14 protein-coding genes are annotated in these 14,486 nt (G+C 47.6%); 9 read left to right on the top strand and 5 right to left on the bottom strand.

The features are described from left to right. Positions 1-8: 8 nt before the first annotated feature. The 5 genes from P1P86_04325 to P1P86_04305 form a co-directional block, all read right to left on the bottom strand. The gene (locus tag P1P86_04325) at positions 9-746 is read right to left on the bottom strand and encodes a thioesterase (GenBank protein ID MDF1574402.1); all 738 of its coding nucleotides are present in this window, start codon (positions 744-746) and stop codon (positions 9-11) included. 152 nt (positions 747-898) lie between these two features. Beyond that, positions 899-1,645: a shikimate dehydrogenase gene (locus P1P86_04320; protein MDF1574401.1), complete on the bottom strand. Its 747-nt coding sequence runs from the start codon at positions 1,643-1,645 to the stop codon at positions 899-901. Next, a complete protein-coding gene (locus tag P1P86_04315; GenBank protein ID MDF1574400.1) occupies positions 1,642-2,571 on the bottom strand; it encodes a DUF368 domain-containing protein in 930 nt (309 codons plus the stop codon). Before P1P86_04315 ends, P1P86_04320 begins: the two co-directional genes overlap by 4 nt. Positions 2,572-2,575: 4 nt before the next feature. Next, the gene (locus P1P86_04310; GenBank protein ID MDF1574399.1) at positions 2,576-3,358 is read right to left on the bottom strand and encodes a phosphosulfolactate synthase; all 783 of its coding nucleotides are present in this window, start codon (positions 3,356-3,358) and stop codon (positions 2,576-2,578) included. 7 nt (positions 3,359-3,365) lie between these two features. Beyond that, positions 3,366-4,775, bottom strand: a complete 1,410-nt coding sequence (locus tag P1P86_04305) for a tetratricopeptide repeat protein (GenBank protein ID MDF1574398.1) — start codon at positions 4,773-4,775, stop codon at positions 3,366-3,368. Positions 4,776-4,932: 157 nt separating this feature from the next. Between P1P86_04305 and P1P86_04300 the strand changes: the two genes are divergently transcribed. The 9 genes from P1P86_04300 to P1P86_04260 all read left to right on the top strand — a co-directional run bounded on the left by P1P86_04300 (position 4,933) and on the right by P1P86_04260 (position 14,342). After that, complete coding sequence (locus P1P86_04300) at positions 4,933-5,832, top strand: endonuclease/exonuclease/phosphatase family protein (GenBank protein ID MDF1574397.1); 900 nt, start codon at positions 4,933-4,935, stop codon at positions 5,830-5,832. A 59-nt stretch (positions 5,833-5,891) separates the two neighbouring features. Beyond that, on the top strand, positions 5,892-6,599 hold the full coding sequence (locus P1P86_04295) for an SIMPL domain-containing protein (GenBank protein ID MDF1574396.1): 708 nt from the start codon (positions 5,892-5,894) through the stop codon (positions 6,597-6,599). A 152-nt stretch (positions 6,600-6,751) separates the two neighbouring features. Beyond that, positions 6,752-7,732, top strand: a complete 981-nt coding sequence (locus P1P86_04290; protein ID MDF1574395.1) for a hypothetical protein — start codon at positions 6,752-6,754, stop codon at positions 7,730-7,732. 22 nt (positions 7,733-7,754) lie between these two features. After that, complete coding sequence (locus P1P86_04285) at positions 7,755-7,940, top strand: hypothetical protein (protein ID MDF1574394.1); 186 nt, start codon at positions 7,755-7,757, stop codon at positions 7,938-7,940. 11 nt (positions 7,941-7,951) lie between these two features. Beyond that, the gene (locus P1P86_04280) at positions 7,952-8,875 is read left to right on the top strand and encodes a TIM barrel protein (GenBank protein ID MDF1574393.1); all 924 of its coding nucleotides are present in this window, start codon (positions 7,952-7,954) and stop codon (positions 8,873-8,875) included. Between the two features lie 14 nt (positions 8,876-8,889). Beyond that, complete coding sequence (locus P1P86_04275) at positions 8,890-9,993, top strand: glycoside hydrolase family 130 protein (protein MDF1574392.1); 1,104 nt, start codon at positions 8,890-8,892, stop codon at positions 9,991-9,993. Positions 9,994-10,033: 40 nt separating this feature from the next. Continuing rightward, a complete protein-coding gene (locus P1P86_04270; protein ID MDF1574391.1) occupies positions 10,034-12,805 on the top strand; it encodes a glycoside hydrolase family 2 TIM barrel-domain containing protein in 2,772 nt (923 codons plus the stop codon). A 115-nt stretch (positions 12,806-12,920) separates the two neighbouring features. Continuing rightward, positions 12,921-13,385 carry a MaoC family dehydratase gene (locus P1P86_04265; GenBank protein MDF1574390.1) on the top strand — a complete coding sequence of 155 codons (465 nt, stop codon included), beginning with the start codon at positions 12,921-12,923 and terminating at the stop codon, positions 13,383-13,385. 183 nt (positions 13,386-13,568) lie between these two features. Next, complete coding sequence (locus tag P1P86_04260; protein ID MDF1574389.1) at positions 13,569-14,342, top strand: NUDIX domain-containing protein; 774 nt, start codon at positions 13,569-13,571, stop codon at positions 14,340-14,342. Positions 14,343-14,486 lie beyond the last annotated feature (144 nt).

The raw sequence follows: 14,486 nt of genomic DNA, 5'->3' as shown, positions 1-14,486 counted from the left end.
TGCAGCGTTTATTCCCTCTTTATCCTGGCAGTGATGATTTCCTGACCATCTTCCTCACGGGTGGCCAGGAAAACTAGCTCACCACGCTCTGTTACGGTTCCTTCTAAGCGAATAAGGTCCCCGAACAAGGCTTCATGATTAAAATTGATCTCCAGTTCCCGAATCTCCTGCTCCGCGTTTTCAGCAGTGCTTAAGGCATCCATGCACCACTCCATATACTTGACGTTATTCACGTGACCAACAATATCCAGGTCGGAGAATACCACTGCATGCTGCTTCAGGAAGCTTAGCTCACCTGGGACAGCGATTTTATCCAGGGCTTCCTCAAACATCCTCTCATCATGGATAATGAGCTTAAACTGTTCGAGCATCTCCCTGGGCCGTACCAGCCGGTGTGTATCCAGATCCAGGATCAACCAGGCGGTGCTCGCCTTTCCGATCAATTCCCCCTGGCTGTCGGTCACCCTGAAGTCCCTGAGGGCAAACAGCCTCTCAGCACCACTTGGCCAGGTCTCCAGTTTTATTTGTTCATTCCAGACCGGATAGCGCTCCATACAGATCCGCATCCTTGAAAGCACCCAGGTGGTCTTTCTGCGCTTCATGTCATCATATCCCAAACCCAGATCACTGGCATGATGATAGGCCACTTCCTGGAAAAAATTGGCCATAGTGGTTAACCTGGCCTGTCCTTTCGGATTCAGATCATAGGATGAGATGTGAAACTCCCTGGAAAATGTAATTGCCATTATTGATTCTCCTCGCAGCTTGCTGCGAGGAATCATCGATTAATTGTTTATTTTAAATGTGCTCGCTTACCCCGCAGCAGAGCTACCTTTAGATTTACAACAAATATAAGATACTAACTTCTGATAATGTTAATGATGATGAAAAAGGGGGGTCAAGCGATCCCGTTCCATATCTTCCAGGATGCTTCGGCCTGGAAGATCAACATTTGATGACCATTTACAATCCTTGCCCCCTGCTTTTCTCCTTTGATCAGGAACAGGGTCCTGGCCGGATTATAGACCAGGTCAAACAGGAGGTGCTCAGGACTCAGAGCCCGGTAAGGGATATCCGGATAAGTCTCCGGGCCGGGATGCATCCCCAGGGGAGTGGTATTCACAATCAGGGGTGTTGCGGCCACCCGTTCTTCATCCAGTTCCCTGTAAGTGATGCAGGCCTTACCGGATGTCCGGCTTACGAGGGTGCAGCCGATGCCCAGTTGTTCAAGCACATAAATAACTGCTTTTGAGCTCCCCCCTGTCCCTAGCACCAGAGCCCTGGTATGGTGTGGTTTCAGATACTCTTCCAAACTTTGCCTGAAGCCTGTAACATCCGTATTATCGCCAATCAGTTCCATTCCACCCCTGTTTTTTCTGAAGGAAATGGTATTCACCGCCCGGACTGACTCTGAGGTAGGGCTCAGCGTATCGAGGAACGGGATAATTTCCTGCTTGTAGGGGACAGTCACATTCAGGCCCGAAAGGCCAGGTTCCCTGTGCAACAACTCCTTGAAATCTGCAAGTTGTTCCAGGGGGAAATTCCGGTAGTCAGCGTCGATGCCCTCCTGGTGAAATTTTTCCCGGAAGTAGGAAGCTGAAAAACTGTGTCCAAGTGGATACCCGATCAGTCCATACCGTCTCATGGGTCTGTTTTTCTGTTCCTTGCCAGTCCCATCTCGATAAACAGGATCAGCGAAACCCCGGTAGCAGCCAGGAGCAGCGCCATCCACAGCTGATCCCCGGCATTTCCTGCTGAGGGCAGGATATTCGTTTCTATCAGCGGTTTTAATACTCCCTCCACTTCAATGTATTCCAGAGTCTCCTTCCAGGGCCAGATTTTATTTAAGGATCCGATCATAAAGCCCACCAGCAGGGCAAAGGTCACATCGTGATACTTGCGGAGCAGCCACGAGAGCAGGTTTGCAAACAGGATCAGTCCGCCAACAGCACCCAGACCCAGTAAGAGGAGGTTGAGAATAATGCCTTCGTTCACCGCAGAAAGCGCAAAGGAATATTTGCCCAGCAGCAGCAGGATAAAACTTCCCGATATGCCCGGAAGGATCATGGCACAACTGGCCAATGCGCCTGAAAGGATCACAAACCAGGGAGCCTCCGTGGTGGTGGCGGGCGTGACACTGGTGATGATGAAAGCAATAGCGGTGCCTCCAGCCAGTGCGATAAACATGGGATACTTCCAGTGACTGATCTTCCGGGACACCACATATGAAGAGGCCAGGACCAAACCAAAAAAGAAGGACCAGATCAAAACAGGCTGATGTTCCAGAAGATATTCCAGAAGCCTGGCCAGAGACAGCACCGAGAGGAATATCCCGGCAAATACCGCCAGCAGGAAATTTCCGTTGATCTGCTTCCAGAAAGCACGCCAGCGCCCGGTGAAGAACAGTTTGATTGCATCCAGGTTTATCCCTTTGATGGAGTTTATTAACTCTTCGTAAATGCCGGTAATAAATGCAATGGTTCCCCCCGATACCCCAGGCACCACATCAGCTGCCCCCATGCCCATTCCCCTCAGTACAAGGAAGAGGTACTTCGTTGAGTTTTTCTTCAAAACGCTACTGTTTTCTGGAATGAAACAATTCCGGCAATACATCAAAGAAGGTATCTCCACGCATGCCACAACGCAGAGCTTCGAGCGAGACGACCTCATTGGGGGCAATATTCCCCAGGTTCACATTGGCCCCAACCAGCTGAATAAACATGGTCTGCTGGGCTTTGCCGGGTGCTTCCCACAGTACATCATTCACCGAAATTTCTTTTATAATGTCATCGATCAGGGCTCTGTTTGCCGATCCGTCGGACTGGTATATGCCTATGGTGCCACTCTCCCTGGCTTCAGCAATTACTTTCCAGGCTCCAGACTCCAGTTCGGTTTTCATATGAGATACCCAGATCTCGTTGGAGAGCTCCACCCCTTTTATTTTACTTCCGATTTCGGAAAGCACTTCGAAATCCTTCGCCAGCGTTGCAATACACTCCAGTTTCTCCTCGTGTTCCATTTTAATGGTTCCGTCTGAGACCTCCACATGGCCAAGTCCCGACTCTGAAACAAACTTTCTGTAGGCATCAAATTCGCCCCTCACAAAGAACATTTCAAAAAGAGTTCCCCCGAAATAGGGTTTGAGTCCGGCCGACTGGTACAGTTTTACTTTTTCTTTAAGATCGCGGGTGATCAGTGCAGTTCCAAAACCAAACTTAACCAGATCGGTAAAGGGGGCACTGGATTGAATAAAGTGTTCGGATTCTTTCAGACTAAGACCTTTGTCCATCATCATGGTAAGGCCATAATCGCGATTCCCCGAGGTTCGTTCAGGGAGATGTGTAAGTGGAAAATTCATTTGAGCTTTACTTTTTATACTGTTGGATAATACGCTCTACCTGGGTTTCTCTTTCCCCTTCAGGGAAAAAGTAGGAAAATTCTGATTCCAGATCACCGTCTGCTGAAAGAGCCTCTTCCAGAAACTTAACTGAAAGCTCCGTCTCTCCCTGCTTCAGATGGCATACGGCCATCTTCAGCCTGATCCCCGGATCCTCGGGATGATGCACAAAAGCTTCTCTCAAAAAGCCCAGTGCAAGCTCGTACTCTCCTTCCTTCATAAGCAGTCCGGTCAGGGCGATCCAGGCTTCCAGATCATTGGCATCGCTGTGAGTCACATAGGTGTAACACTTGATAGCCTCCTCGCTCAGCCCTGCATCTTCATTGGCATAACCCAGGTTGATCCAGTAATCCAGGTTTTTGTTATCAAATTCAATGGCCTTCAGTATGTAGGTAATGGCCTCCTGCTGTTGTCCCATCCGATGGTAGATCATACCGGCTCCAAACCACCCCTCCGGATCGCTGTTATCCAGCTCTATAACCTTACGAAAAGCTCCCAGAGCATCCTCCAGGCGGTTCATCTGTTCAAAGCAATCGCCCATGTAGCAGTAAGCCTGTGTGTTATCAGGCTCCACCCCCAGAAAATCCTTGTATGCCTCAATCGCTTTTTCATATTTACCTGCATTCACCCAGACACTGGCCTTATTGAAATAGGAGGAGGCATAATCGGGATTAATGGCAATGGAAAAATCATAGGCATCCACGGCCTCTTCAAAGTGTTCCATCTTATGAAAGACAATACCCATATTGTACCAGACATTATCCGAATAGGGATCCAGGTCCAGGTACTGCTGATAATATTTCAGACTCTCATCAAACTTATGAAGGCGGTCGTAAAAGTATCCCAGGTCATAGAGCACAGATAGATTTTCCGGCTGCTGGTGGTAGGCCTGGATCAGGTACTTAACGGCCTGTTCAAAGTGTCTGACATTCTCGTATGCAATGGAGATGTTGATAAGGGCCTCAAAGATATCACCACCGGATAGTTCCAGCCCCCTGTCAAACTGAGCTTCGGACTCTTTCAGCTTGCCGGTCAGACAAAGTGCCGTTCCCTTCAGAAAATAGCGCTCCGCATTGTTTTCCTCCCAGACCGGGATCTCCTCCAGGAGCGCTAGCGCCTTTTTGGGCTGGCCCTGCTCAATAAAAATATGGATAAACTTGTATTTAATTTCCACCGAGGCCGGATGCTGCCGTGTACCCAGATTTGCTGCTTCACGAGCCTCTTCATACTGAAAGTCGTCCAGATAATAATCGATAATCTGTTCGAATTCCTCCACATCAAAAAAGATTGGCTGTGCACCGCTCCTCATATCTTCATACTTCCTCAGCAGCACCTGGAACTCTTCATTTTCAAATACTTGTTCCATGTTATCGCTCATCTACATCCACAATTTGAAGAGGTAAAGATAAATGTTATTTATAATATATGCAGAAGCAAGGCCCTCAGATTCAATAAACAACTTTCATGCTCCGAAAGTTGCCGTGTATTAGCATCTTCTTCAAAAACTGATTAAATTCAACACAAAATGCACTTACATGCGATCCGGACACTTTCTGAACACAATCCTTTTTGCTTTATCCGCAGTCCTCCTGTTTTCCTGCTCCATAGAAAAAAGAGATTCTTCCCCCAAAGGCTCAGAGCTCACGATTATAAGCCACAATGTCTGGTATGGATTTACCCAAGTTCCTGACAGAAAGGAGAGCTGGATGGCCTGGATACAGGCACAGGATCCGGATATTGTGTTCCTGCAGGAGCTGAACCACTTTACCCCTTGCAAACTGCAGAACGACGCCAGGAGCTATGGCCATCCTTACAGTGTATTACTCAAGGAGGACGGTTTCCCCACCGGGATCACTTCCCGGTATCCCATAGAAGAGATTCAGCGGATCACTGCAGGTTTTCATCATGGCTTACTGCGGGTCAAAATAAAGTGGGTTTATTGCTATGCCATTCATCTACATCCCTCTGACTGGGAGATTAGGAATCGTGAAATCCAACAGATCATAGAAGATATCCAAACACTTCCGGCAAACTCAAGCCTGATTCTGGCGGGTGACTTCAATACTTTCTCTCCCCTGGATTCGGTTTATTATTCACACGGGAGGCTGGAATCATTTTTCGCGGAGCGGGATTCGCTCTACAAGGAAAATAACCTGAAAGCCGGAATGCTCGATTATTCAGTGATCCGGAAGCTCATGGATACCGGGCTGGTGGACCTGGAGGCAGGAAGGCGAAAGTCCGGCTACCGCTTTTCCGGCAGTTTCCCGACGCAAATAGAAAAGGAGGGTGAGCACGGGGATCAGCGCAGGCTCGACTATATTTTTGTTTCTGAAGACCTGGCCCGCCATGTGGGCAGGGCTGAAATTATCAGCTGCGATTCAGTTCAGATCCTGTCCGATCACCTGCCGCTTATTGCAGAATTAGGATTCAAATAAATACATGGCGCATTTCTGGCATAAAAGCAGTATTTTGTATCAAATAAAAACTGGAACGGATGAAAACAGACTGGCTTAAAACCCTGATCCTATCGATTTCACTTGTAGTTGCCGGATTCTTTGTAGGTAACATGCACAAAACCGGGAAGAAATATGATCGTTTTGTTCAGGTAAAAGGCTTATCACAGCGGGAGGTGAAAGCAGATCTGGCTGTCTGGCCGATCAACATCACCCTCACTGCCAATGACCTCAGGTCTCTCCGGAGTGAGATCGAAAAACAAAACAAGGAGGTACACAGCTTCTGTATTGATCAGGGATTTAAACAGGGGGAACTGACAAAAGGCAGCACCAATATCAGCGATACCAGGGCCGACCAGTATAATTCCAATTATCAGAACAACGAATTCAGATACCTGGCAAAATCCGAATTTACGGTCAGAACCAACGATATTGACAAGCTTCAAAAAGCGCTTTCGGAATCCCTGGAACTTATGTCGAAAGGGATTTTGCTTGGATCTAAAAACACCTGGAGGCCCATCGAGTATATATTTACCGGTTTAAACGAACTCAAGCCTTCTATGATTGAAGAGGCTACCATAAATGCCAGGGAGGTTGCAGAAAAGTTTGCCCGTGATTCCAACTCCGGGGTCGGAGAGATCAGGATGGCTAGGCAGGGGCTGTTTACCATAAACGACCGGGACGAAAACACGCCACAGATCAAGATCGTCCGGGTGGTTTCAACCATTGATTTCCAGCTGGAAGACTAGCATGAGACTTTTTATTAATTCACAGATTCTGAGCCTGAGTTTTCCCTGGGCTGTTTCGGCCCAGGAATTCACTGGTGAACTTGAGCAGATCATCGAAGTATATAAAATGCCAGGCTGGAAATAAAACATCCAAGGATAAACCATTGAGCAATATGAAAAAATTAAACCTGAATTTCGTGCTGGCTGTTATGGCACTCAGCACCGGAAGTTGTACCTTTAAAGAGATGAATTTTGATCATTTTCCATCCCTGACCATATCCAATGAAAAAGTGGAGATGAAAATTTATCTTCCGGATCCGGAAAATGGTCTGTATCGAGCCACCCGCTTTGACTGGTCAGGGATAATCGGCAGTGTGAAGTACCAGGGACATGAGTATTTCGGGTACTGGAAAGAGACCCACGACCCCCTGTTTCATGAAGATCTGACCGGACCGGTGGAGGGGTATATCAAAGCGGGACTGGGCTATGACGAGGCAGAACCGGGGGGGAAGTATGTAAGGATCGGCGTCGGAGTTATTGAGAAGCCGGATGAGGAAAGCTACAATTTCAGGAATTTTTACAATTTGCTTGACTCCGGGAAGTGGACCGTGGAACATGGTGCCGACTGGATCTCCTTCAGGCACGAGTTAATCAGCGATATAGGCTATAGTTATGTATACCACAAGATAATCAGGCTGAAGAGTAATGGGTTTTCCATGGAACACAGGCTTCAGAATACAGGGACAAAAGGGATCGAGACTGACCAGTTCAATCATAACTTTTTTATGATTGACGGCGAGCCAAGCGGAAGGGCCTTCAGCATCAGCTTCCCCTACCCTGTTTCCACCAGTGACGATGCTCTGGGTTTTGCTGAAATCCGGGAAAATGAATTAAGATTTATCAGGGACCTGAAAGGTGATGATTCCTTCTTCCTCTTACTTGAAGGTTATGGCGATGAGCTGTCTGATCATCAGGTTACCGTGCAAAACCATAAATCAGGAGCGGGTGTCACTTTTACGGTGGATAAGCCGCTGCATCGCATGGCATTCTGGGCATGCCGTACCACCCTGAGCCCGGAGAACTCAGTCTGGCTTTCTGTCAAACCCGGCGATACAGAGGAGTGGAAATCCGAGTACACACTTTTTGTGAAATAGTCGCCAGCCTTATGAAGTAATCATGAAAAAAAGAAACATCCTTCAACTCCGGCTTACTCTCTCAGTAATGGCTTTGTTACTGCTATCTTGCCCCTCGCTGTGCGATACCGTCAGGGTCTTCTTCCCGGATGGACAGTTCAGCAGGGATGGTCATGGCTATAACAAAGATCTTCTGCTTCCGTCAGGCATTTCAATACAGACCATTTAGTAAACTAAACTATGAAAAGGAGAACATTTATCAGAAACTCTGTAATGGGGGCAACGGCCCTGGCTACGAACCCCTTGATAGCAAACAGCAAGGAAGAAAAGGAACTGAAAATATCCCTGGCTCAGTGGTCCCTGCACCGGAGTTTCCGCAGAGGAGATCTGGATCCGGCCGACTTTGCCTCCATTTCTATGGACAAATATCAGATCGATGCCGTTGAATTTGTAAATGGTCTCTACCCGGGAAAGGCCAAGGATGAGGCCTTCTGGAACAGAATGAAAGTGCGTTCTGCAGATGCGGGGGTCAAAAACCTGGTTCTGATGGTCGATGATGAAGGAGACCTGGGGGCGGCCAGTGAAAAAACGCGACTGAAGTCGGTGGAAAATCATTATAAATGGGTCCATGCAGCAAAACTGCTGGGTTGTCCGATCATGCGTGTGAATGCCTTTGGTGATGCCGACCGGGAAATATACCGGATGGCCATCATGGATGGAATGTCGAGACTGGCCGATTATGCAGCAAAGGCCGATATCAGCATTGTGATTGAAAATCACGGTTTGTTCAGCTCCGATGCCGCCCTGATTGCAGGGATCATTGAAGAGGTGAACCGGCCCAATTTCGGGGCCTTCCCTGATTTCGGGAACTGGTGCCTGTCGGCCAAATGGGGATCCACACAGGGTGAGTGCGACCGGGTTTATGACAGGTATCAGGGAGTTGCCGGACTGCTGCCTTATGCCAGGGCGGTAAGCGCCAAATCATACAACTTCAATGAAAAAGGCGAGGTTACGAAAATAGACTATTACAGGATGATGAAGATTGTCAAGGAGTCCGATTACCGGGGCTACATCGGCATCGAGTATGAAGGAACAGAGAAGAGTGAGCATGAAGGGATCCTGCTAACTAAAAAACTGATGAAAAAGGCCTGGGAACTGGCATAAAAAACACTTTGAATATGAAAAATGCAATTTTTCTGCTGACCTGGTTGATCGCAGCCGGATGTAGTTCTGCAGTCAATTCCGAAAAAGCAACGGAAGCGGCCTTCCTTGAATTTCAAAAACCTGAAGAGAATCCCGTTCTGGGGGCCGATTCCACCTATACTTTTATTTGTCCCATTAAGAATGAGAGGGTGCAATGGCAGAAGGCGGATGTGTTCAATCCTGCTGCCATCGTGAAAGACAATAAGATACAGGTGCTTTTCAGGGCCGAGGACAACCCGGATGCGATTCTGGGTGGAAGAACCTCCAGAATTGGTCTGGCGAGCAGTGAGGATGGCCTGAATTTTGAAATATATCCCACGCCGGTACTCTATCCCGACAGTGGTGAATTCATGCAGTACGATTATCCCGGAGGATGCGAGGATCCCAGGGTGGTTGTCACTGACGACGGTCTTTACGTAATGGCTTACACTTCCTGGAACCGGGAAGTGGCCAGACTCAGCATCGCTTTCTCCAGGGATCTTGTGCACTGGGAGAAAAAGGGCCCTGCTTTTGCAAAGGCATATGAAGGCAAATTCCTGGAACACTGGTCCAAATCAGGATCCATAATTACCCGGCTTGAAGGTGAAAAGCAGGTGGTGACAAAAATCGATGGAAAGTACTGGATGTACTGGGGAGAACAGTTTATCAACCTGGCCTGGTCGGAGAACCTCTCTGACTGGTATCCCGGTCTGGATGAGGAAGGTGAACTGGCCGCAATTATTGAAACCCGCCCCGGGTTCTTCGACAGCAACCTGACAGAGTGCGGTCCGCCGGCAGTCCTGACAGAGGAAGGTATTGTCCTGCTGTACAATGGCAAAAATTCCGAGGGTGAGGATGCCTCTCCCGATCTGCCCAGAGGCAGCTATACGGTTGGGAAGATTGTCTTTGATCCGCTTCAGCCGGGAAAAGTGCTTTTTCGCTCAGATACCTGTCTGTTAAAACCCACTCTTCCCCATGAGCTGAGCGGACAATATAAATCGGGAACCACCTTTGCGGAAGGGCTGGTCTGCTTCCGCTCAAAATGGTTCCTGTATTATGGAACAGCCGATTCGTACGTGGGCGTGGCCATTGAAGACTGACACTAAAAAACCCGAACAACTTACCAAAGGAAATCAGAACATGAAGAGAATTCTATGCACCGGCGTTATTATTTTTACCGTGATACTGAGCATGAGTCTTGCTGCCCAGGAGATCCCCCTTCCGGAACATCCCCGCCCCGACTTTCAGCGTGACAACTGGATAAACCTGAACGGTATCTGGGAATTTCAGTTTGACAGTCTGGATACCGGCATGGAAACAGGCTGGCATGAGCGGCCCATGTTCACGGATAAGATCATGGTTCCCTTTCCCTGGGGATCGCAATTATCGGGTGTGGAAAACAAGGCCCACATGGCCTGGTACAGCCGGCGCCTGGATATTCCTGAAGAATGGAACGGACGAAGGACTTTTCTCATTATCGGCGCGTGCGACTGGCTTACCAAAGTGTGGATCGATGGAGAATTTGTGGGTGAACACCGGGGCGGGTATACTCCTTTCGAATTTGATCTCACTGAATTTACCACCCCGGGGCAGGCTCACCAGCTGGTACTGAGGGTGGATGACAGCCCGCAGCCTTTCAAACTGGAGGGCAAGCAGGGCTACGGAGAAGCCAAAGGAATCTGGCAGACCGTCTATCTGGAAAGCCGGGGGGCCATTGCCCTGAAGAGGATACATTTTACTCCCGATATCGATAAGGGCTCCGTAAAGGTATCTGCCCTGCTGGACCATCCGGCAGAGGAGGATTTGTTTATCAATCTTACTTTCCCCAATCAGGACATACCAGGGATGATCACCTCACCGAAAATCGGGAAAAAAATGCAGGAGGTGGAGTTTGAATTCAGCATTCCCAATCCCCAGCTCTGGGAACTGGAAAATCCTTACCTCTATGAGCTGAAGGTTCAGCTTCATAATAACCAGGGCATATTTGATGAGCTCTCCAGCTATTTTGGAATGAGAAAGATCAGTATTATGGATCTGCCCGGCACACCCTTTCCCTATGTGGCGTTGAATAACAGACCAGTCTATCTCCAGCTGAGTCTTGATCAGGCCTACCATGCCGAAGGCTTCTACACCTATCCCAGTGACGAGTTTATGAGAGACGAAATCATCAGGTCCAAGAAGATCGGTCTTAACGGTAACCGGATCCATATTAAGGTCGAAATACCCCGTAAGCTTTACTGGGCGGATAAACTGGGACTGCTGATCATGGCAGATGTACCCAATTTCTGGGGAGAACCCGATGAAAAGGCAAAGGAAGAATGGGAATATGCCATGCGGGAAATGATAGCCCGGGACTATAATCACCCCTCCATCTTCTCCTGGGTTCTTTTTAATGAAACCTGGGGGCTGTTTACGGGAGAAGGAAAAGAACGGGCCTATCTTCCTGAAACTCAGCAATGGGTCAGGGAAAAGTATGAGGAAGCCAAGCAGCTAGATCCCGGCAGGCTTATAGAGGATAATTCGCCCTGCAACTATGATCATGTGGTGACCGACCTCAACACCTGGCACGCCTACCTGCCTGGATACAGGTGGCGTGAATTTCTCGATCATGCAGTGGAAAATACCTATGTGGGTTCTGAGTGGAACTTCATCGGGGGGAATACCCAAACGCATGTTCCCATGTTTAACAGCGAGTGTGGAAACGTATGGGGCTACGATGGAAGTACCGGGGATGTGGACTGGAGCTGGGACTATCACATCATGATGAATGAATTCAGAAGGCACCCTAAAGTAGCCGGATGGCTCTATACGGAACATCACGATGTGATCAATGAGTGGAACGGATATTATAAGTATGACCGCAGCGAGAAGTTTCCCGGATTCAATGAGTTTATCCCGGACATGGAGCTACGGCACCTGCATAGTGAAGTATACCTCTCCACCGGATCTGAATTGTGCAAATCCGTCAGACCGGATGGTCTTGAAAAGGTACCACTCTACCTGTCCGTAATGACAGACCAGGTTCCTCCCGATCACTTTATCCTGGACTATGAACTGTCGGGGTGGGATTCGCACGGGAAATTCAGACATCTTCTGTTAAAGAGCGAAATACTGGAATCCATCCCCTATTTCAATGGCGAGGTAACACCACTCTATGTGAGAATGCCTCAGACTCCGGGGCTGTATCACCTTACTCTCAGGCTGCGTGATGAAAATGCCTATATCTATCATCTTAATTTCACCAGTTTCTTGGTGGAAGAAAGGGATGAACGGGATGCTGACAGTTCTGTAAAGAGGGGCGCGATTACCTTTGAACCTGCCTCCTTCAGCGAAGCCCGATGGTCCGATGGCCAGTGGAATATTCTAAATGGTTTAAAAGTGAACGGGGCAGGGAAAGGCTATTTCTCCTATGAGCTTCCCATCCCTTCGGAAATGAAGCTGCAGGAAGTTAAAAAGCTTACCCTGGTGTTTGAAGCCTCAGCAAAAAAACTGCATGGAAAGGACAGAAAGGACAGAAGCGAACTGGAAGGTGATTATATGCGGGGACGGGGCACTGTTGATCCCAGCAGGAACCCGAACTCCTATCCCATGACCGACAGCTATAAATATCCGACGCTGTTGAAGGTGAAGGTGAACGGGCAGGTGGTCGACCTGTTCTATCTGGAGGATGATCCGGCTGATCACAGGGGGGTCCTTTCGTGGTTTTCCCAGCCCCGGGACGGGAAACTCAGGGAAGCCGGCTCTTATGGTTACCTGCTCAAATCGAATATACCCCTTGATTTGCTCAGGAACTCACCGGACGGAAAACTGAATATTCGTTTCGAGGTTGATGAAGGGATGCCTGGCGGACTAGCCATATACGGAAAACTCTTCGGCCGTTATGCTCTGGATCCTACCCTGCTGTTTGAATAGAAATCCGTAAGCAGAACCCGGGGTACAAGGGCTCACTCTGGAACTGATGCCTGATAAACAGAGCCCGTATTAAGGCATAAGGTTAATTTTTAGTTTATTATCACAAAACTGATCCATGGCAAAACTAATTATCAATAGCTACAACGAGTTTGAACAATATGCAGGCAAAGATCTCGCAACTTCTGATTACCACAAAATTACTCAGGAACAAATCAACCTTTTTGCTGATGCCACCCTGGATCATCAATGGATACATGTGGATGAGGAAAGAGCTAAAAGGGAAAGCCCATATGGAGCAACCATTGCGCATGGATACCTGAGTGTCTCACTTCTTGCCTATCTTTGGTTCCAAAGCATCGAAGTAAACAACTGCAGCATGCTGGTGAATTACGGCATTGACAAGCTGAAATTCGGCCAGCCTGTTGTGGTCAACAGCGAAGTACGTATCGCTACAAAGCTGAAGGCTATTACCAACCTGAGGGGTACTGCCAAAACAGAAGTGGAAGTTACTCTTGAGATTAAGGGAAGTAAGAAACATGCCTTAAAAGGGGTCATCATTTTTCTTTATCAGTTTAAATAAGAGAAACTCACCTGGAATATAAAGCTGACGGAACCGCCGGGGGAAGCAGAAAACCGATGGGGTCCCCGGACAATTCGGGTTTATCATGAAGCCATTTTTCATCATTGTCGTTTCATTCTTTTTAGAATATGAAGCTTAACAAATATTGTGTGCAAATGACACATTAATTTGTATCTTTAACTTATGAATAATAAAATGCACTTTCCTGTCGGACTCGGCGATCCCGATCTGTTCTTACCGGGCGTCTCCATAGATTGTGTGGTCATCGGATTTGACCTGAATGAACTACATATTCTGCTGCTTAAACTTAAGGAGCATAATTACTGGATGTTGCCCGGAGGATTCATTCGCCTGGATGAGGATATGGATCAGGCAGCCACCAGGATCCTGGAAGAGCGTACAGGTATAAGACTCCCCTACCTGAAGCAGTTTCATACCTTTGGCGATGTAAACAGAAGGGAAAAAAGAGGCCTGCCCGAATTCAATCAGATTATGAGCGAGGACTTTACTAAAATGAAAGCATTTATTGAACAGCGATTTATCAGCTCTGGTTATCTTTCGCTGGTGGATATGCATTCCTGTGTACCCGCACCGGATTTTTTGAGTGACGAATGTACCTGGATCCCTTTAAGCGGGCTTCCCCATCTTCTGTACGACCACGAGGAAATAGTGGAAAAAGCCGTGGAACAGCTAAAAAGCAGGATCAATTATATGCCTGTCGGGATTTCCTTGCTACCTGATAAATTTACCATGAAAGAGTTCCAGACACTATATGAACAAATTCTTGGCAGAAACCTGGACCGGGGAAATTTTCAAAAAAAGATGTTGAAACTTGGCTTTCTGGACCGTCGTGAAAAACAGCTTACCGGTGGTGCGCATAAGGCCCCCTACCTCTATTCCTTTAATAAGAAGAGGTATGATGAACTTGTGGAGAAAGGGATTGGATACATCAGTTAAATTCTGACTGATGGTATTTTCTGAAACTTATATACGTATATTATAACTTAATAATATTATTATACATGGTATAATAATATTAAGTTATAATTATGAACAAAAACTCTGTTTTAAAAGATTAATTATTTTCACCGGCCATAAATC

The organism is Bacteroidales bacterium, from assembly GCA_029210725.1.
In the GTDB taxonomy this organism is placed as follows: domain Bacteria; phylum Bacteroidota; class Bacteroidia; order Bacteroidales.
This window is presented reverse-complemented; position numbering and strand designations above follow the sequence as displayed.